The organism is Colwellia sp. BRX8-9, assembly GCF_014077245.1.
Classification (GTDB): Bacteria; Pseudomonadota; Gammaproteobacteria; order Enterobacterales; family Alteromonadaceae; genus Colwellia_A.
The window spans coordinates 33,610-59,360 of record NZ_JACGVN010000005.1; the positions used below are offsets into that span (position 1 = coordinate 33,610).

21 protein-coding genes and 1 riboswitch are annotated in these 25,751 nt (G+C 39.4%); of the genes, 18 read left to right on the forward strand and 3 right to left on the reverse strand.

All coding sequences use genetic code 11. The features are described 5' to 3' along the window. Positions 1–109: 109 nt before the first annotated feature. The 10 genes from H4J70_RS05505 to H4J70_RS05550 all read left to right on the forward strand — a co-directional run bounded on the left by H4J70_RS05505 (position 110) and on the right by H4J70_RS05550 (position 13,500). Positions 110–913 (forward strand): ABC transporter ATP-binding protein, encoded by an 804-nt coding sequence (locus H4J70_RS05505; RefSeq protein WP_182216626.1) that lies wholly within the window; start codon positions 110–112, stop codon positions 911–913. Further along, the gene (locus tag H4J70_RS05510) at positions 913–2,865 is read left to right on the forward strand and encodes a long-chain fatty acid--CoA ligase (RefSeq protein WP_182216628.1); all 1,953 of its coding nucleotides are present in this window, start codon (positions 913–915) and stop codon (positions 2,863–2,865) included. The genes H4J70_RS05505 and H4J70_RS05510 overlap by 1 nt, the downstream gene beginning before the upstream one ends. Continuing rightward, positions 2,862–3,755 carry a branched-chain amino acid ABC transporter permease gene (locus H4J70_RS05515; protein WP_182216630.1) on the forward strand — a complete coding sequence of 298 codons (894 nt, stop codon included), beginning with the start codon at positions 2,862–2,864 and terminating at the stop codon, positions 3,753–3,755. Before H4J70_RS05510 ends, H4J70_RS05515 begins: the two co-directional genes overlap by 4 nt. 84 nt (positions 3,756–3,839) lie before the next feature. Next, entirely contained in the window at positions 3,840–4,913 is a 1,074-nt protein-coding gene (locus H4J70_RS05520; RefSeq protein ID WP_182216632.1) for a branched-chain amino acid ABC transporter permease, read from the forward strand. A gap of 123 nt (positions 4,914–5,036) precedes the next feature. Further along, positions 5,037–6,284 (forward strand): ABC transporter substrate-binding protein, encoded by a 1,248-nt coding sequence (locus H4J70_RS05525; protein ID WP_182216634.1) that lies wholly within the window; start codon positions 5,037–5,039, stop codon positions 6,282–6,284. An 84-nt stretch (positions 6,285–6,368) separates the two neighbouring features. After that, entirely contained in the window at positions 6,369–7,190 is an 822-nt protein-coding gene (locus H4J70_RS05530; protein ID WP_182216636.1) for an ABC transporter ATP-binding protein, read from the forward strand. Between the two features lie 49 nt (positions 7,191–7,239). Further along, positions 7,240–8,490 (forward strand): phenylacetate--CoA ligase family protein, encoded by a 1,251-nt coding sequence (locus H4J70_RS05535; protein WP_182216638.1) that lies wholly within the window; start codon positions 7,240–7,242, stop codon positions 8,488–8,490. 14 nt (positions 8,491–8,504) lie between these two features. Further along, on the forward strand, positions 8,505–8,975 hold the full coding sequence (locus H4J70_RS05540; protein ID WP_182216640.1) for a PaaI family thioesterase: 471 nt from the start codon (positions 8,505–8,507) through the stop codon (positions 8,973–8,975). Next, positions 8,975–9,781 (forward strand): enoyl-CoA hydratase, encoded by an 807-nt coding sequence (locus H4J70_RS05545; protein WP_182216641.1) that lies wholly within the window; start codon positions 8,975–8,977, stop codon positions 9,779–9,781. The genes H4J70_RS05540 and H4J70_RS05545 overlap by 1 nt, the downstream gene beginning before the upstream one ends. A gap of 713 nt (positions 9,782–10,494) precedes the next feature. Continuing rightward, positions 10,495–13,500 carry a TonB-dependent receptor gene (locus tag H4J70_RS05550; protein WP_182250752.1) on the forward strand — a complete coding sequence of 1,002 codons (3,006 nt, stop codon included), beginning with the start codon at positions 10,495–10,497 and terminating at the stop codon, positions 13,498–13,500. Positions 13,501–13,605: 105 nt separating this feature from the next. Here the strand turns inward: H4J70_RS05550 and H4J70_RS05555 are convergent, their stop codons facing one another. Beyond that, complete coding sequence (locus tag H4J70_RS05555) at positions 13,606–13,836, reverse strand: hypothetical protein (protein ID WP_182250753.1); 231 nt, start codon at positions 13,834–13,836, stop codon at positions 13,606–13,608. A 71-nt stretch (positions 13,837–13,907) separates the two neighbouring features. On the opposite strand from H4J70_RS05555, the gene H4J70_RS05560 reads away from it, so the two are divergent. The 8 genes from H4J70_RS05560 (at position 13,908) to H4J70_RS05595 (ending at position 21,669) form a co-directional block, all read left to right on the forward strand. Next, positions 13,908–14,519, forward strand: a complete 612-nt coding sequence (locus H4J70_RS05560; protein ID WP_182216647.1) for a histidine phosphatase family protein — start codon at positions 13,908–13,910, stop codon at positions 14,517–14,519. Positions 14,520–14,591: 72 nt separating this feature from the next. After that, positions 14,592–14,741, forward strand: a riboswitch (cobalamin riboswitch). Between the two features lie 145 nt (positions 14,742–14,886). Beyond that, complete coding sequence (locus tag H4J70_RS05565; protein WP_220465963.1) at positions 14,887–15,750, forward strand: ABC transporter ATP-binding protein; 864 nt, start codon at positions 14,887–14,889, stop codon at positions 15,748–15,750. After that, a complete protein-coding gene (locus H4J70_RS05570; RefSeq protein ID WP_182216649.1) occupies positions 15,743–16,762 on the forward strand; it encodes an iron ABC transporter permease in 1,020 nt (339 codons plus the stop codon). The genes H4J70_RS05565 and H4J70_RS05570 overlap by 8 nt, the downstream gene beginning before the upstream one ends. Positions 16,763–16,773: 11 nt before the next feature. Beyond that, on the forward strand, positions 16,774–17,856 hold the full coding sequence (cobT, locus tag H4J70_RS05575; protein ID WP_182250754.1) for a nicotinate-nucleotide--dimethylbenzimidazole phosphoribosyltransferase: 1,083 nt from the start codon (positions 16,774–16,776) through the stop codon (positions 17,854–17,856). Next, positions 17,857–18,693: an adenosylcobinamide-GDP ribazoletransferase gene (locus tag H4J70_RS05580; protein WP_182221871.1), complete on the forward strand. Its 837-nt coding sequence runs from the start codon at positions 17,857–17,859 to the stop codon at positions 18,691–18,693. It abuts the gene before it with no gap. Continuing rightward, positions 18,690–19,292, forward strand: coding sequence for a bifunctional adenosylcobinamide kinase/adenosylcobinamide-phosphate guanylyltransferase (cobU, locus tag H4J70_RS05585; protein WP_182221870.1), 603 nt, complete (start codon positions 18,690–18,692; stop codon positions 19,290–19,292). Before H4J70_RS05580 ends, cobU begins: the two co-directional genes overlap by 4 nt. Next, entirely contained in the window at positions 19,292–20,788 is a 1,497-nt protein-coding gene (locus tag H4J70_RS05590; RefSeq protein ID WP_182250755.1) for a cobyric acid synthase, read from the forward strand. The genes cobU and H4J70_RS05590 overlap by 1 nt, the downstream gene beginning before the upstream one ends. Positions 20,789–20,829: 41 nt before the next feature. Next, entirely contained in the window at positions 20,830–21,669 is an 840-nt protein-coding gene (locus H4J70_RS05595) for a cobalamin-binding protein (protein WP_070375906.1), read from the forward strand. Between the two features lie 526 nt (positions 21,670–22,195). Here the strand turns inward: H4J70_RS05595 and H4J70_RS05600 are convergent. Both H4J70_RS05600 and H4J70_RS05605 read right to left on the reverse strand, forming a co-directional pair. Continuing rightward, positions 22,196–23,680 (reverse strand): cadherin repeat domain-containing protein, encoded by a 1,485-nt coding sequence (locus H4J70_RS05600; RefSeq protein WP_182250756.1) that lies wholly within the window; start codon positions 23,678–23,680, stop codon positions 22,196–22,198. Further along, complete coding sequence (locus tag H4J70_RS05605) at positions 23,681–25,744, reverse strand: TonB-dependent receptor (RefSeq protein WP_259368004.1); 2,064 nt, start codon at positions 25,742–25,744, stop codon at positions 23,681–23,683. Positions 25,745–25,751: the final 7 nt, after the last annotated feature.

Genomic DNA, 25,751 nt, shown 5'->3' on the forward strand with positions numbered 1-25,751 from the left:
TTATTTTGCTCAGTGCTAAATACCAGATCACCTTTTATTTTAGTGGTTACTCTTTCATTATTTTTGAAAAAACGGCTAAAGACAAAAATTATCTATCAGGAGTGTGAGTATGTCTGAACCAATACTCAAAATTGATCAAATATCGTTAGCTTTCGGTGGTGTTAAAGCACTTACTGATGTCAGCTTCGAAGTTTCACGAGGCGCTATCTTTTCTATTATCGGCCCAAATGGGGCGGGTAAAACCTCAATGCTAAATTGTATCTCAGGGCGCTACCGTCCAAACAGTGGTTCTATTGCTTTAAATAATCAAGAAGTTACTCACTTACGTCCTAATGACCGTGCTGATTTAGGTATGGGACGTACTTTTCAAAATTTAGCCTTATTTGGGCATATGTCTGTGTTAGACAATATTATGGTGGGTCGCCATCATTTGTTGAAAAATAACTGGATCACGGGCCCTCTTTATTGGGCATCTAAAGCACAAAAAGAAGAACTAGAACATCGACGTTATGTTGAAGAGATTATTGATTTTTTAGAAATATCACATATCAGAAAATCAGTCGCGGGCACTTTATCTTATGGCCTTAGAAAACGGGTAGAACTTGCTCGAGCGATGGCGCTGAACCCGCAACTCATTTTACTTGATGAGCCTATGGCGGGCATGAACTTAGAAGAGAAAGAAGATATGGCGCGCTATATCTTAGATCTTAACGAAGAGTTTGGCATTACAGTTGTGATGATAGAGCACGACATGGGTGTGGTTATGGATATTTCACATGAAGTGATGGTACTCGACTTTGGTAAAAAATTGATGTGCGGTTTACCCGAAGAAGTGATGGCGAACGAACATGTAAAACGTGCTTATTTAGGCGTTGAAGATGATGAACTCGAAGACTTGCAAGGAGTTGGATAATGAGTATAACCAATGATTTTGATATGGGTGCACTCGATACTTTCCCAAAGATACTTCGAGAAAATGCAAAAAATTGGCCCAATGATATCGCCATGCGAGAAAAAGAGTTTGGGATCTGGAATGAATTTAGTTGGGTTGATTACCAAAATCGTGTGAAGTGGTTAGCGATCGCTTTGGGTGAACGTGGTATTAAAGCCGGTGACGCGATTGCTTTGCTGGGTGACAACCGCCCTGAATGGGTTTGGGGTGAAATCGCTGCACACGCAATGAGTTGTTATTCCATTGGTATTTTCCAAGACTCGCTTCATGAAGAAGTAATTTATCTGCTCAATAAAAGTAATGCGACCGTTGTTATCGCTGAAGATGAAGAGCAATGCGATAAGCTTTTAGAGCTTGGTGATGGCATACCTGATGTGAAATGCATTGTTTATTGTGATCCGCGAGGTATGCGTAAATATAATGATCCTCGGTTAGTCAGTATTGAAGACATCTACAAACAAGGTCAGACAATAGACCAAGCATCACCGGATAAATATGAAGCACTCGTTAACGCCACGAAAGCTGAAAACACCGCGATTTATTGCACAACTTCTGGTACTACGTCTAAGCCTAAAATTGCTTTGTTGGCGGGTGGTAATTTTGTCAAACATTGTTCATCGTATTTACGTGCTGACCCTCGTCAGCCTGGTGATAACTATGTTTCAGTACTGCCTTTACCTTGGATCATGGAGCAGGTTTATGCGGTAGGTCAGGCATTAATTGCTCGCCAAATTGTTAATTTTGTTGAGCAGCAAGAAACATTAATGGCAGACCTTCGCGAAATAGGCCCAAGCTTTGTTTTACTGGCGCCTAGAGTTTGGGAAGGTATTTTAGCGGACGTGACTTCAAGAATGATGGACTCTACACCGCTAAAACAAAAAATCTTTAATTACGCGATGAAGTTAGCCGAAAGCGCGCAAGCAAAAGGAGAAAAGTCTTGGTTGGCTGACGTACTATTAATGAAAGCACTCCGTGATCGTTTAGGTTTTACCTTCTTAAAATCTGCCGCAACAGGTGGCGCTGCTATGGGACCTGATACCTTTAGATTTTTCCAAACGATTGGGGTGCCGCTTCGTCAACTTTATGGACAAACTGAATTGTGTGGTGCTTATACGGTACATCAAGAAAATGACATTGATTATGACAGCGTCGGTGTTGCTTTTGATTGCGCCGATGTAAAAATAATTAATGAAGATACTCAAGGTATTGGCGAAGTCCTTGGCAAAACAATTGGTATGTTTACGGGGTACATTGATAATCAAAAAGCATACGACGATGACGTAAAAGATGGTTGGATGCACACGGGTGATGCTGGCTATTTTAAACCATCAGGCCACCTGGTTATTATTGACCGTATTAAAGATTTAGCCAAAACCAGTAATGGCGACCAATACTCTCCGCAATATATTGAAAACAAATTGAAATTCTCATCTTTTATTGGCGAAGCGGTTATTTTGGGTAAAGACAAACCTTACCTGTCGGCGATGATTTGTATACGTTTTAGTATCGTTTCTAAGTGGGCTGAGCAACAAGGTTTATCCTTTACCAACTACACCAGTTTGTCTGCGTTACCGGAAGTTTATCAAAAGCTAACTGAAGAAGTTTCAAAGGTTAATGAGACACTACCCGATGCACAAAAAATCAATAAATTCTTATTACTTTACAAAGAACTTGATGCAGACGATGGCGAGTTAACACGTACTCGAAAAGTTAGGCGTTCAGTCATTGCTGACAAGTATGGCGACATCATTAGCTCTATCTATGATGACCAAGAATATGTTGATGTTGATACGGTGATCACCTTCCAAGATGGCGGTAAAACGCGTATCCAAACTCAATTAAAGGTCGCAACATTATCTAATAAAAACAATGTCTGCGCCCCATCTGCACATGAACAGAGGAAAGCATCATGAATTTTGAACTTCTATTTCAGTTAATTACTAATGGCCTGATTGTCGGTTTGTTATATGGCGTTGTCGCGATGTGTTTTGTGCTGGTTTATAAATCAACACAAATAGTTAACTTTGCTCAAGGTGAATTTTTACTGATTGGTGCTTGGGTGTGTTGGGCATTCTTAATTTACATGGAACTGCCCTTTATCGTTGGGTTCTTCTTAACGTTATTTTTTATGGCAGGTTTTGGTGTGTTGCTGCAAATGATTGTGCTTAGACCGATGATCGGCGAGCCCATTATCTCAGTCATTATGATCACGATAGGTTTGTCCATGTTCTTTCAAGCGTTAATGAAGTGGATTTTTGGCTTAAACCCACAAAGTTACCCACAGGTCTTTGAAAAGCAAAGTATCGAAATATTTGGTTTAAATGTTGAAGTGGCTTATTTGCTGAGTACCGGTATTGCTTTATTTGTGATGTTGGCTTTCTTCTTTTTCTTCAAATATTCAAAACATGGTTTAGCGATGCGAGCGACTGCCTTTGATCAACAAGTAGCTCAAAGTTTGGGTATATCGGTAAAAAGCGTCTTTGCGATGAGCTGGGGAATTGCTGCTACGGTGTCAGCAACTGCCGGTATTGTTATTGGCTTAGTCAACGGTGTTTCAGATTCGTTATCTATTATGGGTATTAAGGTTTTTCCAGCGGTAATTCTTGGTGGGCTTGACTCTATTGTTGGTGCCATCGTTGGTGGATTGTTTATTGGTGTTTTAGAAAATGTTGCTGAGTTCTTTGACAGTCAATACTTCCATATTGGCAACATGTACGACATCGCTCCTTTTTATGTGTTGTTAATTATCTTGTGGTTTAAACCTTACGGTTTATTCGGCACAAAAGATATTGAACGCATATAGCCATTGATAGGATTATTCATTAATGAGTTGTTGCTAGCAGTTAAATAGAACACTCATTTAGCAAACCAGTTTAAGGAGTAAATTATGTCGAGTTTAACGATGCGCCCGTGCGGAGATTTTCGCACTAGTTATAAACAAGATAATACTATTTTCGAAACAAAAAACATTAGAATTATGGCAATTATCGCTGTCGCGTTTTTAATTACAGTACCGCTATTTTTTGATGGTTATATTCTAAGTTTACTGATTCAAATGTCGTACTTAGGCATTGCAGCACTCGGACTAAATATTTTGGTTGGTTATACCGGGCAAATATCTTTAGGCCATGGTGCGTTCTTTGGTTTTGGTGCATTTGCATCAGCCTGGCTAAATATGTCAATGGAGATCCCCGTGTTTCTCTGTATACCTTTAGCTGGGTTTTTAACGATGGCTGTGGGCATGATGTTTGGTATGCCTGCAGCAAGAATTAAAGGTTTATATCTTGCGATAGCAACGCTGTCTGCTCAGTTTATTCTTCAAGATTTCTTTGCTCGAGCTGATTGGTTTTCTGGAGGGTCTTCAGGTTCAATGGCAGAGCCTGTTAATTTATTTGGTTACGCTTTTGATACAGACCAAAGCTTTTACTACATCGCTTTATTTGCTTTTGTCTTTATGTTTATTTGGGGCTGTAATTTAATAAGAAGTCGAGATGGTCGAGCTTTTGTTGCGGTACGCGACCATTATTTATCAGCTGAAATAATGGGCGTTAAATTAAATAAATATCGTTTGTTGTCATTTGGTATATCGTCTTTTTATGCGGGTATTGGTGGTGCGTTATATGCGCACTATTTAGGTTATGTGTCGGCTGAAGGCTTCACTATTTTTCTTTCCATTCAATTTTTAGCGATGATTATTATCGGCGGCTTAGGTTCAGTGAAAGGCACCATGATGGGGGTGATTTTTATGGTGTTATTACCTGAATTTCTTGCTGGTGGGGTTGGCATGATGAAAGAAACCACTTGGGGAAATATTCCTATGGTGATTGATGGTTTAGCTTTCATTAAAGAAATGGCCATTGGTTTAGTGATTATCTTGTTCTTAATCTTCGAGCCTGAAGGTTTAGCGCATCGCTGGGCTCAAATTAAAAATTACTGGAAATTTTACCCTTTTGCTTATTAAAGCTTAAGTATCAGGGAGAATAAAAAGCCAGTGAGATTTACTTGCTGGCTCAATAAACTAAAAAATAATAATGGCAACTACAGTAATTGTATTAGCCAATCACATTACAAAAGGATTATTACCATGCAGAAAAAACTATTAGTGCGTTCAATTATTACGTGTGCGGTATTAGGATCAAGTGGACAAGCAATGTCAGAAGATTCAGTATTTGTGGGGCATTTGGCTGATATGTCTGGACCAACCGCTTTTGTAGGTAAAGTATATGCTGACGGCGTACGTGATTCATTAGCCTATATTAATGAGCATGGCGGCATAAAAGGGACCAAGCTTGAATTTGAAACTGTTGATTATGCTTATAAAGTGCCACAAGCCATTTCTAATTATAAAAAGTGGAAGTCACGTAAACAAATGGTCGCGATGCAAGGTTGGGGTACTGCTGACACCGAAGCGTTAATTTCTTTTGTTGCTAAAGACAAAGTCCCTGTTTTTTCAGCTTCCTACTCTGGGCATTTAACTGACCCAACAGGCAAAAACCCAGAGACTAAAAAACCAGCACCTTATAATTTTTTCTATGGCGCCTCATACTCAGACGCTTGTCGGGGATTAGTGCAATGGGCAGCACAAGATTGGAAAACAAAAGGTAGCTCAGGCAAACCTAAATTTACCCATATTGGTGCTAATCACCCTTACCCTAATGCACCCAAAGCCGCTTGTGCAGAATATGCGATAGAGCTCGGTTTTGATGTGCAACCACCGGTTGTTGTTTCAATGAAGCCCGGTGACTTTAAAGCACAGTGTCTGAGTTTAAAAAGCTCAGAATCTAATTATGGTTACATAGGTAACTTAGGGGGGTCAGTTCAATCCTTGATTAAATCATGTAATACCATAGGCACAGATATTCAATTTATGTCGAATATCTGGGGAGGCGATAAACAAGTTTTCCAAGCGGCAGGACCAGGTATTAAAGATTATATCTTCCCCACCATGACACCTTTTTGGACAGACGACGTCCCAGGTATGAAATTAGTACGCGAAATTTCAAAAATGTCTGATGAATCAGGAAATGAATCACGTTCACATCACTATATGCGCGGTGTTTGCTCTGCTTACTTTATGAAAGAAGCGATGGAGTGGGCGAAAGACAATGGCGGCATTACCGGCGAAAATATTAAAAAGGGTATGTACGCAAATACTGACTGGGTTCCAAAAGGTTTAGAGGGCGTTTGTTTAGCCGCTAACTGGACTAATGAAGACCACCGAGGCGTTAACCAAGTAAACATCTATAAAGGTAATTATAACGACGGTGATATAAAAATTGAAAAAGTGACGTCGGTTACTTTAGATCGTCGTGATGATTGGTTAGGTTACTAATTTTCATTAGTTTTTATTTATTTTAGCCTCATAAAGGCAGGAAATAATTAAGCGTCTGTCTTTATGAAGTTTTACGGAGTATTTATGTCACAACCTGCAGTTAAAATAGCAACAGCTAAACCGCTATTGTCAGTGAATAATATTGAAGTTGTTTACGATGACGTCATTCAAGTTTTACGCGGAGTTTCGTTAGATGTTCCTGAGGGGGATGTCGTCACTTTATTGGGGCCAAATGGTGCTGGTAAATCGACCACTTTAAAAGCGATTTCAGGTTTGTTGAAAAGTGAAAAAGGTGAAGTTACTCGCGGCGACATTACCTTTATGGGGGAGCGTATTGACAGTAAAAATGCTGAAGACGTAGTGCGCAGTGGTCTATTTCAGGTAATGGAAGGCCGACGTATTATTGAAGATATGACGTCACTTGAAAACCTAAAATTAGGCGCATATACCCGCAATGACAAAAAAATTAATCAAGATATCGAAATGGTCTATAACTATTTTCCTCGCTTAAAAGAACGTACCGGATTAGCAGGTTATTTGTCAGGAGGAGAGCAACAAATGTTAGCGATAGGTCGAGCATTAATGGCGCGCCCTAAAATGATCTGTCTTGATGAACCTTCCATGGGCTTGTCACCACTTTTAGTGAAAGAAGTGTTCGATATTATTGGAAAAATCAATCGTGACCAAGGTATTACTATGCTGCTGGTTGAGCAAAATGCCAATTACGCGATCAAAGCAGCAGACTATGGCTACATTATGGAGTCAGGAAAAATAGTGCTTGATGGCACGCAAGATCAATTGCTAAATAATGAAGATGTAAAAGAATTCTACTTAGGCGGTGGTAATGAAAACCGCAAAAGCTTTAAGAATCTTAAGTCTTATAAGCGTCGTAAACGTTGGTTGTGATTTTTTCAATAATAAGACCCGCAAATAATATTAAGGAATGAACAACGATATGAATAGCTTCTATGATGACAAAGAACACCAAAGTGAACTGCAGCGAGAAAACACATTATTTGGGCAATTACCCGCGCAACTTCTGTTTGCTCAAAGCCAATGCCCGTATTACCAAGATAAGCTGGCTGATATTACCCTTGAAAAAATAAGCTCTAGAGCTTTACTTGCTTCATTGCCGATAATGCATAAATCAGACTTAATTGCTTTGCAACAAGCACAACCTATTTTTGCGGGTCTAGATGCTAAGTCAGCTAATATTGGGCGAATTTTTCAATCACCAGGGCCGATAAACGACCCAGAAGGTGATGGTAATGATTGGTGGCGAATGGGTCGTGCCTTTTATGCGGCTGGTTTTCGCGCAGGAGACCGTATACAAAATTGCTTGTCTTATCATCTTACGCCGGGCGGTTTTATTATGGACTCGGGCGCGAAAGCTTGTGGTTGTGCTGTTATACCCGCGGGGCCAGGACAAACGGAACAGCAACTTGAGATAATTGAAAATTTAAAGCCCTCAGGCTATTGCGGCACACCCTCATTCTTGAAAATATTATTAGATAAAGCTCAACAACAAAATAGAGACATCTCTAGTATCTCTAAAGCTTTAGTAACGGGTGAGGCTTTACCCGAGGGCTTGCGAGGTGAATTACAAGCACGAGGGGTTGAAACTTTGCAAGCCTATGCCTCAGCAGATGTGGGTTTAATTGCTTATGAAAGTGCGCAGTCTGATGGGTTAATTATTGCTGAAGATATTATTGTTGAGATTGTCAGGCCGGGCACAACAGAGCCCTTGCCTGATGGTGAAGTAGGTGAAGTGGTCATCACTAATTTTAATAAAGATTACCCACTAATTCGTTTTGCAACCGGTGATTTATCAGCCATAAAAGTAGGAGTAAGTGCCTGTGGTCGCACCAATAAACGTATTAAAGGCTGGTTAGGTCGTGCTGATCAAACCGCTAAAATAAAAGGGATGTTTGTACATCCTATTCAAATTGAACGAGTACGCCAAGCCCATACTGAAATTGCTAAGGTTCGTTTGTTGATCACCAGTGAAAACTTTAATGACAGTATGCTTTTACAATGTGAAATTAACCATGAAAACTATTCGATTGAGCAAGAAGCCGCGCTGGTATTAGCTATTTCGTTAAGCCTAAAGTCTATTACCAAATTATCAGGTAATGTGGAATTATTACCACTAAAGCAATTAAAAGATGATGGCAAAGTTATTGATGATTTGAGAACGCTCTCTTAATTTAAGGAATAAATATGAACAGCAAAGCATTTCAAGCGTGTTACCCAGACGATTTAAGTCATTGTTATGGTTGTGGCACCAATAACCCCGAGGGGCATCAGTTAAAAAGTTATTGGTCTGGTGAGAAAACAATTGCTCATTTTACCCCTGAGCCTTACCACACAGCGATCCCTGGTTTTGTTTATGGTGGTCTAATTGCGTCATTAATTGATTGTCACGGCACAGGAAGTGCCTCTGCCATGGCGTATCAGTGTGAAGATCGAGAAATGGGCAGCTCTCCTGCGCTACGTTTTGTTACTGCTGCGCTGAATATTAATTATCTAGCGCCAACGCCTCAGGCGGTTGAACTTGAACTAATAGGCACATTTGTTGAAGTAAAAGAACGAAAAATAATCGTAGAAGTTACTGTCTCAGCTAAGGGGGTTACTTGTGCAAAAGGGACGGTGATCGCTGTAAAAATGCCCGCAACTATGGTGGTAAAGTGATGAGTAACTCAGCACAGCCCTATGTTTTATCTCGGATGTCAGGTCGAGTGCTATGGCTAACATTAAATAGACCTGAAGCAAGAAATCCACTTTCTTCAGCCATGATCTCGGCACTGAAATCGTCAATAACCTTAGCGAACAATGACCGTGAAGTAAAAGTTATTGTGATCACCGGCTCTGGTAAAGTATTTTCGGCAGGTCATGACTTAAAAGAAATGAGTGGTAGAACGTTAGATGACCCGTTAACGCGCGAACAGCGTGTTAACGACGTTTTAAATAGTTGTGCAGACATGATGATGTCATTAGTAAAATCACCCAAAGCAATTATTGCTTGTGTGCAAGCCACTGCAACAGCAGCTGGATGTCAGTTAGTGTCAATGTGTGACTTAGCGATTGCCAGTGAAAATGCTAAGTTTTGTACCCCTGGCGTTAATATCGGTACTTTTTGTAGTACACCTTTGGTAGGCATTGGAAGAAATATTCACCGCAAACATGCTATGGAATTAGCGTTAACAGGCGATCTTTTTTCAGCAGCAGACGCGGTACGTTTTGGTTTAATTAATCGTGCAGTACCTACTGATTTTCTATTGGAAGAAACAGAAAAGCTGGCACAAAAAATTGCCAGTAAATCTGCCATCGGTATAAAAGCGGGTAAAGAAGCCTTTTATCAGCAACTAGAAATGCCAATTGAAACTGCTTTTGCTCATGCTGGCGCAAGCATGGTTGCAGCGATGCTTTCAGAGGAATGTGAGGAAGGTGTTTGTGCTTTTTTTGATAAACGTGAAGCGAAATGGGGAGAGATTTGAAACCAGTTTGTAAGCTTTATTAGGAAATCACTTAATATTTTATGTTGTTTTTTTCCAAAATTATTAATTGAATATATTAATAATTTAAATCCTTGATATTTAAAGAATAGGGCATTGAATGACGTTCGTCAATCAATGCCCTATTTCTGTTTATCAATGTCTACTTTCTAAATTACACTCAACTCTGTTTAAGAGATAATTGACTTATTGAAAGCATGTGATTTGATTTCACACTTTACACTAGTTTTATATTTTGTCTTTTTATCGGATTTTACCTAATTGTTATTTTTTTGTTAAAAGTACGAGGATGTTATTTTTAAGTGTGAAGTTTAGTGGGGTTTTAACTCTAATATCCATAATTTCATTGCTTTTACAATCGTTGAAGTTGATTTTTATGTGGTATTTTTTCAGTTGTTTAATAAAAATTTATTATTTTTATTAAACAACTGCGTCTAAATATTTATTAGCTTGTTGTTAATAAAGGTAAATATTAACTTTTTAATCTAGATGCTAATAAAATTGTATAGCGGTAATCAAAGTTATCCTAATGCCAACAGTATCAGAGTATTCTGCTGAGTACTTTCTACAGCTTTTTTCGTACTATGCTTGTAAAGTCACTTTGTTTGGGTAAGAATGCAATAAGGTGTTACTTTTTTGTAACATTTTTGGTTTGTTCAAATAATAATTATTAAATACTGGAGATAAACATAATAATGAAAAATTCAAATATAAAGCGAAGCTTTAATCGCTCGTTAGCTGCTATCGCAGTTGGGGCATGTTTAGCTGCGTCTCCGATGACTTTTGCCGATAATGTTAGTGGCTCTATTTACGGTAAAGCCATTCAGGGTAAAAGTGTAACAATTCAGAACCCAGCGACAGGTTTTAAACGCGTTGTTGTTGTTGGTGAAGATGGCCGTTTTAACTTTTCTAAGTTGCCGACAGGCAAATATACTGTCGACAATGGTGTAGATACTCGAAACATCTTAGTCGCTATTGGTAAGGGCAGTAATGTTGATTTTACAGAAGTTTCTGAAATTATCTCTATTGTGGGTAATTCTTTAGTTAGTATCGATACCACATCGGTAGAATCGACTTCAGTCTTTACTGCTGAGCAAATAGACTTATTACCGGTAGCAAGAGATTTGACATCAGTTGCTTTGTTAGCTCCTGGAGCAACAGCAGGTGATTCTGGTTTAGGAAATGGTAATACGGCCTCTTTTGGTGGTTCGTCAATTGCTGAAAATGGTTATTTTATTAATGGTTTCGATGTTACTAATATTCGTAACTTTACCTCTTTTGCTGACCTTCCTTATGATGCTGTTTCACAGCAACAAGTTCGCACCGGTGGTTATGGCGCAGAATACGGTCGTTCATTAGGTGGCGTTGTTAGTTTAGTAACTAAACGTGGTTCAAATGAATGGAAATTTGGTGGCTCAATTGAATCTACGCCAGCAAGTTTTAGAGAAGATGGCAAAGATGTTACTTCTCGCGATCCTGATTTAGAATACTCTAACCGTTATTCTTCATTCCGCTCAGCTAATGAATTTGACTCTTTATCCTATAATGCCTATGCATCAGGCGCTATTGTTGAAGATAAACTATTCTTTTTTGGCTTATTTGAAGGCCAAGATGATGAAAGCAATACCTTTGGCAAACAAACAAGTGAGACAATGAAAGACGACTCACCAATGTACTTGTTAAAGCTTGATTGGAATATCTCAGACGACCATTTATTAGAGATGACTTACATCGATAATGAAGAAACACAAGAATTTACCTCATACAGTAACCCTGAAGGTATGTATTACACTGGGACTCATGGTGAAGCTGCTGACCCTTATGAGATCACCAAAGGTGGCGATGTTACTATCGTTAACTATACCGGATTTTTAACTGATGATTTCTCAGTAAGTGTTCTTTGGGGCAACATGACCAATGAACTAGAAACGCGTAACCCTGATATCGGCCCTGGCGCTGAATGTGAGTTAGTATTCGATCGCCGTGAAACACCTTCAAGTTCACAAAGCATTGGTTGTTGGGGTATTGCTCAAGGCCAAAGTACTGTGCCTGAAGCTGGGATCGCTTCTGATACTGATGAACGCGACTCTTTACGTTTAGGCGCAGAATGGATTCTAGGTGAACATACACTTCGTGTCGGTTATGACCAAGAGAAATTTACCTCGACTAAACGAGGCACTACCTTTACAGGTGGCGAATACTGGCGCTGGCATGTAGCTCAAGATGTTGACGGAGCAGGCGGACAAAGCGTCAATGGTGCATTTGTAACAGCAGGTGAAGAATATATTCGCCATAGAGAAAGTAATACGGGTTCTGCTTCTTATGAAGTTGAAAACACAGCATTTTATATAGAAGACACTTGGCAAGTTACTGATGAGTGGATGGTGTACTTAGGTTTACGTTCTGAAGGCTTTGAAAACCGCAACGGTGATGGCGATTCATTTGTTAAATCTGACAGTGAATTGGCGCCGCGTTTGGGCTTCTCTTGGGATATGGATGGCGATGGTAACAAAAAACTTTTCGGTACTGCCGGGCGTTACTTTATGCCAATCGCGGCTAATACAAATATTCGTGCTGCAGGCACTGAATGGAGCTATGAAGAGTACTTTTATGTAGACAGTGCTGATGAAAATCCAATCACTGCTGCTCCTGATAAAGTGGGCGACGCTATTGGTACAAGAAACTCTAACGGTGATGAGAAAGCGCCTGATTCAAGAACCGTAGCGGCAACAAACTTAAAACCTATGCATCAAGATGAATTTATTCTTGGCTATCAACAGCAGGTTGATGACTGGATTTTAGGTGCCAAGGCTATTTACCGTGAAGTTAAAGATGGCATGGATGATTACTGTTCTCATCAGCCATTTATCGATTATGCAACAGACAATGGTTATAATGATTTCGATTATAAATCAATGGCTGGCTGTATGATGATGAACCCAGGTAATGATTTTTCTATTGCGCTGGATCTTAACAATGACGGTAATTACGACGTAGAAAGTGTTCCTGAAGAATACTTCGGCCTAGAAAAATACAAACGTACTTATAAAGCTTTAGAATTCACTTTCGAGAAGCCTTTTGCTGACGGTTGGTTCTTGCAGGGCTCTTATACTTTAGCTAAAAGTGAAGGTAACTCAGAAGGTTATGTTAACTCGACTCTAGAGCAAGAGGATGCAGGTTTAACACAAGACATTGATAATGCATTATTTCAGCATGGTGCCTATGGTGCTTTACCCAATGATCGTCGTCACACCTTTAAAGCTTTTGGTGCATACCAAGTTAATGATGAGATTTCAGTATCTGCTAATTTCAGTTTACAATCTGGTCGTCCAAGAAACTGTGTTGGTTTTATTCCGCTTGACGAACTTAGAGATGAGTTAGGTGTTGATGCTGGCGGTTTAGCTAATTACGGTGCTTCATCGTTTTACTGTGGTGGTGTCTTAGGTAATCGTGGCGATCAAGGCCGTACTCCATGGGTTAAAAATGTTGACCTAGGTTTAACATATAAGCCGGAATATGTTGATGGCTTAACCGTGAAAGTCAATGTCAGAAATGCCTTTAACTTTCAAGAAGTCACTGAATACAATGAAACAGGTGACGTAGGCTCGGCTTCATCGAGACTGCCTAACCCTAACTATACGACACCGGTAAACTACCAAGCTCCACGTAGAATTACACTGACTGCTCGTTATAGTTTCTAATTAAATAGTAAAGTTAAACATATTTAAATTAGCCAAGCCGTTCAGGTAAACTGAGCGGCTTTTTTATAGATGAATTTAGGCACTTCTTGCTATTACATTAAAGTATTAAGGGGGAGGACCACCTTGGTTTCCACCAGTATCACAAGATCCAAACGAATTAGCAGGTATTTCAGCTTTAAATCTAGGCCTCATCATGAAAGGAAAGGAAGAGGTTAAAACGTGCGCTTCTTCGGTTAACGAGAGGCTAAATGGCAAGATAGTTAAGTGCTCACTTTCGCTAAAGTGAACAACATTGACTCCTGTGCTGTTGTTTATAAGTGCACAGCTATTTGTCATAGTACTTACGCAATGTTGAATTTAAGGTTACGCTATGCTTTTTTACACTATATATATTAAGAGGTAATGCTTTGCTACAGCGGACTTTATATTTATTACGCCATGGTGAAATTGCTACACCGGGTATTTTAGCCGGTAAAACAGATGTCGCACTTTCTGAAAATGGCTTGCAACAGCTGTGGGACGTTAGCCAAAAATTACCAGAGATATCCTTTTGTATCAGTTCACCTTTGCAACGTTGTCAGGTGTTTGCCAAAGCATACTCATTAAAATACAGCATTAATCTCCAATTAAGCGATAACCTTAAAGAAATGAATTTTGGTGATTGGGATGGACAAACCTATCAAGCCTTGTGGCAGATAAAAGCCAGTGCTCTGCAGCCTTCACTGGGTGATTTTTGGCAAAACCCTTGGCAGCATACTGTGCCTAATGGTGAAGCTATGGCTGATTTTGTTAAGCGTGTCGATACTTGGTGGCAAGAATGGCTCGCAGACGCACCCGAAGGAAATACCTTGGTAGTTGCGCATGGTGGTGTTATCAAACACTTAATTGCGCGTGTACTTAATTTGCCTATGCCGGGCACGGTTCACATGAGTCATATTGATATTCCTTATGCAGGGCTAGTTAAAGTTAATATTTATACTGATGATAGTGGCGTTGATTGGCCAAAAATAGTGTGGTGATAAGTTACCTCGATAAGTCAATGAATTCGGTGTTATTGGCAATTAAACCTTGCTATTTTTAGTGAGCAGACGATAATCTCCAAACAAAATTATATAACTCATTTTTAATGTGGGAATGTGGTGAAAAACCGCAACTGTACCCGCAACTGTAAAAGCCTTTTAGTGGTAGTTAATAACCATAAAGCTTAAGTCAGGATACCCATTAATTTAGAGTCATTTGCCTATCAAAATGACAGGCAAAACCAACAAAGTCGAGCGGGTTTACTCGAACATTGTATTGTCGACTCTTGAGTTTTTCATATACTAAGAGATTGATTGTGCTCTGTTTGATGCTCCTTAAGTGTCAATAGTATGTGAGTAGCAATTTTTGAATAGTAGCCAGGATCAATCCTCATCAATAAATACCGCTAATACCGCATTGCTTTCAGTGCAGCATCTTTCTTGGCATGCCGACAGCCAACTTATTTTAGATGATATTTCTTTCACCATTAAAAAAGGCAGTTTTACTGGTATTTTAGGGCCTAATGGTGCCGGAAAGTCTAGCTTACTTCGCTGCTTATATCGTTACGTAAAACCTGATTCTGGTTTGGTGCAATTTAATCAAAAAGATATTTGGCAAAAGTATGACGCCTATCAATATGCTCAAGATATCGCTGTAGTTTTACAAGAAACACCCACCCATTTTAACTTAACTGTTCATGACGTTGTTGCGCTGGGTTTACTGCCACACAAAGGTCTATTTACCCGTGAACAAGCCAGCGACCGACTTAAGATAGACCGTGCTATTAAGCAAGTTGGCTTAGTGGATAAAAACTTACAAAATTTTGAACATTTATCCGGTGGAGAAAAACAACGCGCACTTATAGCTCGTGCTATAGTGCAAACGCCCAGCTTACTTATTATGGACGAGCCAACCAGTCATCTTGATGTTCGCTACCAAATTCAGGTTATTGAATTAGCTAAATCGCTAGGCATCACGGTTATTGCGTCTTTTCATGATTTAAACCTTGCCAGTGCGATGTGCGATCAACTGCTGGTGTTAGATAAAGGTAAACTGGTTGAGCAAGGGTCACCACAAGCGGTGATCACCTCTGAAATGTTATCAAATGTATTTGGTGTCTGCGCGCAAGTCTCTCTTCATCCACAACATAAGGTTCCTCATATTTCTTATTTCTATGGCTACGATACTCAAGAAAAAACGGCAGAAAGTAGAGCGTTACCTCATGTTTAAGGTCAATCATTCGTGGATTATTTTTCTGACCTTAGCTTTTGGTGTTATCAGCTTTATTGCGTCGTTATCTTTAGGTGCTGCAGATATTAGTTTTAGCGATGTTACTTCGAGTCTACTGGCTAGTTTATCCACAGATAAAGACGCGAGCGAGGTGATTTTTTATGAGCGTATTATTTGGGAATTACGTATGCCGCGCGCTATTTTAGCTTTTTTAGCGGGTTGTGGCTTAGCGGTTTCTGGGCTGATTTTACAAACGGTAACGCGAAATCCATTAGCCGACCCTTATCTTTTTGGTATTTCTTCAGGGGCTTCTTTAGGAGTCGTTATATCTATTGTTTTATTGGGCAGCACTATTTCTGTTGTAACACCTGTCGCGGCTTTTGCGGGCAGTTTAGTGGCGATGCTAATGTTGCTAATGATCTCTGGTCGTCGGCAAAGTCAACAAGTTGAATCTATGCTATTGGCTGGCGTAGCGTTATCGTTTTTGTTCAGCTCGTTTACTAGCTTGTTACTTTATCATACCGATCCACAAGCGGTTACGGCGATATTATTTTGGACTATGGGCAGTTTTTCGCGTGCGCAATGGTCTATTTTATGGTTTCCCGCGGTCGTTATTATTAGCTGTGTCATTATGATGTTAGCGTATCGACGCCAACTGAATGCAATGTTGTTAGGCGATGAAAGTGCTACAACCTTAGGTATTAATGTTAACCGCTTTCGCTTAGTGATGTTGGTACTGAGTTCACTGATCACCGCAACGTTAGTCTCTTTGTGTGGTGGTATAGGCTTTGTTGGCTTGATGATACCCCATATTGTACGATTTTTTGTTTCTCAAGGTACTGTTTTTGGCATTATGTTAACGGCTTTAGTCGGTGGTATTTTTATGATTTGGGTGGATGTATTATCGAGAGTTGTACTAGAAAACCAAGAGCTACCCGTAGGTGTTATCACTTCTGCTTTGGGGAGCTTATTCTTTTTATCCTTGTTGTACTTTCGCAAAAATAAAGCTTAAAGGAGCTATTGATGAACTTTGCTATTAAAAAAGTAACTGATGTGTTTAATCAACAGATCCAGTCGACTATCGATGGAAAAACTAAACCACTCGGCGCATTAGGCCAACTAGAAGATACCGCTAAAATTATTGCCGCTGTGCAGTTATCAACAGTAAATATTGACCGACAATCATTGAGTATAAAACATCCTAGTTTATTTATATTTGCCGGTGATCACGGTGTCGCAGCGCAAGGTGTTTCTATTGCACCGAGTGAAGTGACCTCACAAATGGTGGCTAATTTTGCCAGCGGTGGCGCGGCGATTAATGTCTTTTGTAAGCAGCTTGGTTGGCAGTTAAGTGTGGTAGATGCGGGTATTTTATCGCCAATTGATAATTGTTCAGGCGTTATCAATCAACGTTTAGGCAATATCACCGCACCATTAAATATCGCACCAGCGATGAGTCTAGCGCAAGTTGAACTCGGTTTTGAAAAAGCGACTGCTTTGGTCAAATCAGTTCATGAAAAAGGCTGTAACTTAATCGCTTTTGGTGAAATGGGAATTGGTAACACCACTTCTGCCGCAGCTATTATGGCGGCTGTTATGGGGATTCCAGCCAGTGAATGTGTTGGACGAGGTACTGGCGTTAGTGATGAAATAGTAAAAATCAAACAACAGGTCATTGAGCAAGCATTAGTGCTTCATCAAGGAAGTCTCAGCAGCCCTAAAGAAATTTTAGCATCTTTAGGTGGTTTTGAAATCGTACAAATTACCGCCGCTATGTTAGCGGCGGCCGAACAAAAAATGCTTGTTGTTGTTGACGGTTTTATTTGTACTGCCGCCGCTATGCTCGCTATCAGTATTAATAAAAATGTTAAAGATTATATGATTTTTGCCCATTGCTCGGGTGAGCAAGGTCATCAAAAAATGCTTAGCCATTTGCAGGTTAAGCCGCTATTAAATTTAGGTTTACGCTTAGGGGAAGGCACAGGCGCGGCATTAGCACTGCCATTAATTCAGGCGGCTGTGGCTTTTTATAATGATATGGCAAGCTTTACTCAGGCGCAAGTGACCGATGTTACTGGTGCTAACACTAACAAAGCTGAAGATTAAATGACTAAGCAATCACGCTGGCAACAATGCCAACAACAATACTATTTGTTGTTACTTGCTTTAAGTTTTTTTACTCGTATACCGGTGCGTTTACCTGAGGTGGTAAAACCTGAAATGCTTCATCAAGCGAGCCGATATTTTGCCTTAATTGGTTTGTTTATTGGTGTGATCACCGCCTCTATTTTAGTGTTGTTGGCGAGCTTTTTACCCATTTCTTTAGCGGTACTTATTTCTATGGCGGCGAGCTTATTGCTTACCGGCGCTTTTCACGAAGATGGTTGGGCTGATGTTTGGGATGGCTTTGGTGGTGGTTGGACCGTTGAACAAAAGCTAAACATTATGAAAGATAGCCGTTTAGGGACTTATGGCGCAGCCAGCTTATTTTTCATTTTAATGATCAAATATCAGAGTTTAGTGTTATTAAGTAGCCATAGCAGCAATCCTTTATTAGCACTTTTTGTGGCATTGATTATAGCGCATACCTTAAGCCGAGCCGTCAGTACCAGTTTAATCTTTAGCATGGCTTATGTCAGCGAAGATGCACAATCAAAAGTTAAACCTTTAGCGCAGCATTTATCTCTAAAAGGCTTGTTAATCTTATTAATTACCGCAGCGGTGGTGATGTTTAGCTTATTACCAGCCGTGCATTGTTTAGTACTAATAGGGGGCTTATGGCTAATGCGTCTTTTATTAATATTTTGGTTTAATCGTCAATTAGGTGGTTTTACTGGTGATTGTTTAGGAGCTGCGCAACAAATTTTAGAAGTGGCGGTTTATACTATTTTACTGGTCTTAGCATCTCCAGCGACAACATTTTTGACGGAGGCAGGCCTATGAAAATTAGTGATGCTAATACACTTCATCTAATTTTAGGCGGAGCACGCTCAGGAAAGTCGAGCCTCGCCGAAAATATTGCCAAACAGGCTGAATCAGCAGGGCTAACGATATGTTATCTCGCTACGGCGCAAGCCCATGATGAGGAAATGAGCGCACGTATTTTACAGCATCAAGGCGAACGTCCTCAACATTGGCAACTTCTTGAATCGCCGTTGTATTTAGCTGAGGCACTTCAACAAGCGTTGCAAAGCAGTGATTGTGTGCTGGTTGATTGCTTAACACTTTGGTTAAGTAATTGTTTATGCCATCAAGATAGCGAGTTTTATCGCCAGCAAAAGTCACTGTTTATCGAATTTATAACGCTATTTATTAGCGATACCAACGCCTATCAATCAAAAAAACTTATTTTTGTTAGTAATGAGGTCGGGCATGGCATTGTGCCTATGGGCGAGCTGTCGCGACAATTTGTCGACCAAGCAGGTTGGCTGCATCAAGAACTAGCTACATTAGCCAAGCAAGTCGATTTTGTTATCGCTGGATTACCACTAACATTAAAAAGTGACGCGTTGATAAGTAAAATATCGGAACAACAAAATTAATGAAAACATTAATGGTGCAGGGCACCACCTCTGACGCTGGAAAGAGTACCTTGGTGGCTGGTTTATGCCGAGTATTTGTAAATTTAGGTTATAAAGTAGCACCGTTTAAGCCACAAAATATGGCTTTAAATAGTGCTGTTACTAGTGATGGTGGTGAAATTGGTCGGGCGCAAGCACTACAAGCAGTGGCCGCAAAGATTGCACCACGTGTTGATTTTAATCCGATATTACTTAAACCCAATAGCGATACGGGGGCACAAGTGATTGTTCATGGTCGAGCCATATCAAATATGGAGGCGACCAGCTACCACGACTATAAAAAAGTAGCGATGGACGCTGTCCTCGAATCACATCACCGTTTAGCGAAAGAGTTTAAGCTGCTAATGGTTGAAGGGGCAGGTAGCCCCGCAGAGATAAATTTACGCGCTAATGATATTGCTAATATGGGTTATGCCGAAGCCGTTGATTGTCCAGTGATCCTCGTTGCTGATATCGATCGGGGTGGTGTTTTTGCTCACTTAGTGGGGACACTCGAGCTATTATCACCTTCAGAGCAAAAACGCGTGAAAGGTTTTATAATTAATCGCTTTCGTGGAGACATTAACTTATTAACGTCTGGACTTGATTGGTTAGAAGAGAAAACGGGTAAGCCAGTATTAGGGGTATTACCTTATTTACACGACTTAGCACTTGACGCCGAAGATGCAGTTGCGATTGAAAACAAGGTTGAACAAGCCAAAATAAATATTGTTGTACCGTTATTACCGCACATAAGTAACCATACCGACTTTGATACGTTACGTTTAAACCCTGAAATAAATTTACGTTATGTCAAAATGGGCGAGCGGATAAACAATTGTGACTTAGTGATTTTACCCGGCAGTAAAAATGTTATTTTTGATCTGCAATTTCTTAAAGAACAAGATTGGCAAAGCGATATAGAACGTCATTTGCGCTACGGCGGTAAAGTGTTTGGTATTTGCGGTGGCTATCAAATGCTTGGGCAAACTATCAGCGATCCTGAAGGTATTGAGTCAACGATTGAGGCTATAACGGGTTTAGGTTTACTCGAACTTACCACTGAATTAACCGCAGAAAAAAAATTAGCACAAGTCTCTGCCACTATGACCTTGGGCAGTAAAAGTTGTCAGGTCAAAGGTTATGAAATTCATTGTGGTGTTTCTACCATGACGGCTATTGATAATAAAACGCCTGTGCCTCTGTTGTTCAATAAAAGTGACAATCAGACCAGTGATGGTTGTGTTTCAAATGATAATCAAATAGCGGGTACTTACCTACATGGTATTTTTGATGAAGGAGCTGCGACACAATTATTAGTTGACTGGTTAGACAGTAACAATGACATCCAGCGGACGATTAATCTTGATGAACACCGTGAGCAACAGCTTGAACGTTTGGCTAATGTTTGCCAGCAATACCTAAAAATATCAGCGATTGAAGATATTATTAACAACAGCAAAACGACCACACCCTAGTGCTTGAAAAGCGCCTCTTAAAAAGTAAAAGGCTTAATAAAATGACAAAAAGATTTATATCCTTCGCCGTAATAAGCTTATTGCTGATAGTCATACCCAGTAAAAGTTTTGCTGAGCAATCGGCAAAGCGCATCGTTGCCTTAGCGCCACATATTGTTGAAATGTTATTTGATATTGGTGCTGGCGATAAAATAGTCGGTGCGGTTGCCTATTCCGATTACCCTAAAGCGGCGCTAGATATTCCGCGTGTTGGCAGCTATCACGGCATGCAAATAGAAAAATTATTGGCATTGAATCCTGATTTAGTTATTGTTTGGAAGTCAGGCAACTCGCAAAGTGACATTGATAAAATGAAACGCTTAGGACTAAAAATTGTTTTTAGTAATCCGGTAGATATTGCGGATGTTGCCACTGAATTACGTTATTTTGGCGGTTTAACCGGACATCAACAGCAAGCAGAAAGTGTCGCGTTAGCTTATGAGCAACGTTTAAAAAAATTACGTCTCGATAATAAAACTAAGCAAGCCATCCCCGTTTTTTATCAACTGTGGTCAGAGCCAATGATGACCATTAATGGCACAACCTGGATAAATCAGTTAATTGAAGTGTGCCAGGGAGTGAACGTTTTTAAGGATAACCCGACGCCTTATCCAAAGATAAGCACAGAAAACGTTATTGTTGCCCAGCCGCACTTAATGATTTTACCGGATGAAAACTCCGATAAACCACAACCCATTATTGACTGGCAAAAATGGCCAGAAATACCCGCGGTGAAAAACAATAAGTTTATTCACGTTGATGCAGATTTATTACATAGATTCAGTACCAGAATGTTAAGTGGTGTTGCAGATATGTGTGAAAAAATTGATCAGCAAAGATAGCGGTTCAATTTACTGAGCTGATTGATGATTTATCTATCAGTTAAGTAAATTAAAGGCTAAGCCAATGATAATTTTGCGCAGCCCCAGCAATGGTAATTACCACGGAAAGTAATGCTTTTTATTGAGCTTAATTTAAGTCCAATATGCTGTCATTACACGATAAAGTCTTGATGAATTAGACTTCTCATATTACATCGAGCTACGAGTCATATCACCGCAGGTTATTCATCTTAAATAGCAAAGTGATATAACAAAAAATACCTGCTGAGTTTAGCTACTGCATTAGTTCTGCAGACGTAATTGCTATGATATAAGATTCAACAAGTTATTGGCCGGCTAACAGCAAGTGACACTTGATATGACGTCCAATAAGGTCGTTCTCGAACTCAGACAGATGAATGCAATTAAACCCTTTAATATTGTGCGTTAACTAAACTTAATATAGCACTGAGAAAAAATAAAAAAGGGCACATAAATATGTGCCCTAAATCAAATTATTTTTTAATGTCTTACCTTTAAGATAATCTTATTCAATAAAGGCAATTGCAGATGGGTTTAATTCTGTTGCAAGTCTTGGAAATACTTTAAGGTTAGTTTCAGTATTTATAACATCAACGCCTGGCTTCTCTGGATTGCTTACGCTAAGCCAAAGAAAGTTGGCAGCATCTAAAGCAATATAGCTAATTTGTTCGGTGCCAGTAGCCGCTACCTTTTCATTAGCAATAACACCCGTTGTCGGGTTAAAGGTATATACCGTTGAAAGCTCATAATAACTTGGCGTAAAAAATGTTTCACTGGCAACAAAATAGCCTTTTGTTTCGGATACAACGACGCTTGAACCAATATAAGCACCGGTATTATTTTCAATATCTGCAGCAGATAAAACACTGCTCAAGTTATAATCACTTGTCGCTATCGCTTCGATGCGACTAGAGGTTAAGTCAGCACTGCTATATGAGTTACGTGTTGTAACATATACCGTATCGCCTTGACTCACTATACTATGACCCAGTGGGTTTAAGCCTTGAAGCGGAATACCTTTAAGATTATCATTTTCATCAGCATTTGTTTCAATCTCTTGGTCTGTCGCTGTATCAAAAACGGCTACATAAGCTGTGTTTGGTGAAAAAGAGTCTGATAAACGTTGCATAGCAATAAACAGTTTACCGTCGGCAATTGTCGCTGAGGCAGGGTTTGGTGTGCCATTACTATTGTTATCAGCGATGTAGCTAGATAGATCTAATTGACCCAATTTGAAATCTTCAAATTGTGTTGCCTGAGGATTAACAATCCAAACTTTGTCTGAACCGTAACGTAAAAGATAAGCTTTGCTTTCATTGACCGACACTAAGTCATAGGGATTACGAGTATTTGAATCGCCGGTATCTTGGGTTGTATATGACCAAACTTCTGTATCAAGGGCATCAGCATTATATTTTGAAATAGAATCAATGTTATAACGGCCAATGTGAAAAACGTCTTTATTGTAGCTACGAACAGTATAGTCAGAGGCATCTTTAATATAATAGCCTTTGGTGACTTGCTCTGTAATTGGGTCTAAGGTCACAACTTCAGAGCCTGAAAAATCAGGTGCAACTGTTTGAACAACCGCGAATGATGGTGTGTCTTTCACATCACCGACACTCACTTGAATAGCCAATTCACCGGTTAAGTTCTTTTTACTGTCATCCGTTGCAACAATTGTGACAGCGAAAGGACCGACTTCACCGCTGTCAAAATCAGGAGCATCTATAAAGCTTAATTCACCACTTTGTGTGATGCTAAATAAACCACTTGAATCACCCGTAAGTGAAAGTACGATAGCGTCTCCATCGGCATCAGTAGCATTATAGGTGCCAACTGATGTTGTGTTTTCTTCTATCGTTGGGCTACTTGCGCCGGTAACTATTGGTGCGACATTACTTTTTGAACTTCCGCCACAGCCTGCAAGAGCAACAGTGCTCAGTACTAAACTTAATGGTAATATGTGTTTTTTAAAGCTAGTTAACATTTAAAATCCCTTAATTGTGTATTTTATTTTTAAGCTACGACCCTGCGATGTTCTATTCGCAAGATCTTGGTATTTGTCGTTAAATAAATTATTGGCGGCAAAAGATATTCTATGTTTGCCTTTTTTCCAGTTGACTGAAAAATCTGATACGGTGCGGTTGGCTGGATTACCATTACCTACATGACCGTTATTATTTTGAATTCTGTTAATGAGATTGAAGTACAAGTCTTTATCTTTACTTACTTTAAATGACATGTTCCATGCGGAATTCACCTTGTATTTCAACGCTACGCTGTACTGTTGATGATATATACCAGGTAGTTTCTTCTTATTAAATGCGACAAATTTTGATGTGGTTTCACTGTCTATAATATTGGCTTGTAGCGCGAAAGATAATTGTGTTAATAATTGATAATTTGTTTGAATTTCAATGCCTAACAAGTCTGCATTACTGACATTTCTATAGCTACCGACATTACTTGAGTTAAAAATGGCGACAATTGAATTTTCTAATTTTTGTTGGTAAATAGATGAAGATATAGACAAACTTTTGTAAAGGTACTGCCCCCCCATTGAGAGTGTTTTTGCTTCTTCTGGCAATAAATTATCATTACCCTTAAAGGAGCCTCTATCACCAAATAATTCGTATAATGTCGGTGTTCTAACACCATTACTTAAGTTACTGGTAACTTTTAAATTACCTTGCTTAAAGCTTAACCCGACTTCAGTTGTTTGATAATTATCATTGGCTACAAACTTAGCTGCACTGGATTGATTAATCGCTATGTTTGAATTTTTCTCTTGTAGGTTACTCAACAATGCATACACTTCTATGGGGAGTGACTCGGGTTGCCACTCAATGCGAGAGCCTATGTTGAGTTGTTCTTGTTTTGCTGAAATATCACATGACGCTATACCATTACATTGTGTTGGTTTTCCGTTGTGTTCGCTAACAGAGCTGAAATTTTGTTTATTAAAACTGACAAATGGCACTAGATTAAACTCGTTCCATGTAAGGTAAGGTTTAAAGCCGATATGTTTTTTTGTTGTTTCATAATCATTGATATCAAGTTTTATCGAGTCGGGACTTGAAATATAACGCTCATCTTTATTTTCAGCGTAGGCTTCAAATTCAATTGAATTTAGCCAAGGGGATTTGGTTAACCATTGATGTTGATAGCTATAGCGTAAGTTGTCAGAGTTTAACGTCGAATTGTTTTCAGGGGAGTTGTTTTGGTAATTAGGCAGGGCTTTTTCTTGATCGTTATATTGTACATTGACCCTGATCTGATGTTGATTAAATTGGAATATGTCGTTTATAAAAAAAGACTTCTTTGTAAACTCATTATTTCTTAATGCTTGTCTGTCAGACGTATCACTACTACTAAAGCCCGCTGGAACGATAAAATCGTAATCGTTGTCACTGTTAATATAATGACCACCAAAAGACAGACTGTGAGTTTTAAATGCTTTATTATAAAGCGCATTAACTTCTTGATAGCCAAATGAGCCGGTGGCCAAGGTTAATTTACTGGAGTCTTCAGTGGGGTTGTAAGTGTTAATGCGAATAACACCACCTATAGGGGTAGCGCCGGTACCAATCGCTTGATTTTTACTGATTTCAATACTTTCAATTTGTTCTGTGGGTATCTGGTTTAAATCAAAACCACCAAATTGGCTATCGTTAATCAGTTGACCATCAATATAAAGTTGGACCTGCTTACTACTCGACCCTCTAATTGAAACAGAGACAGGATTACCAATTCCACTTATTTGGCGAATTTGAATGCCATTTATCGACTGTAAAATATCGGCAAGCGTTTGCGATGAGTATATAAAGCTTTCGCGATGTAATACTTGATAATTAGGTGTATTAAATGACTGATCATTAACAACTTCAATGACTTCTATATCGTCAGTTGACACGTCTTCTACTTGCGCAAATACAGGCATCGCTATGAGTAAAAGAACAAAGATATTTCGTAAATAAGAAAAAATAATAACCTCAAAAAATTTTGAGGGAGGTACGGAAGGATCATGACAACTAGCTATTGCTAATGTCATTAAATTC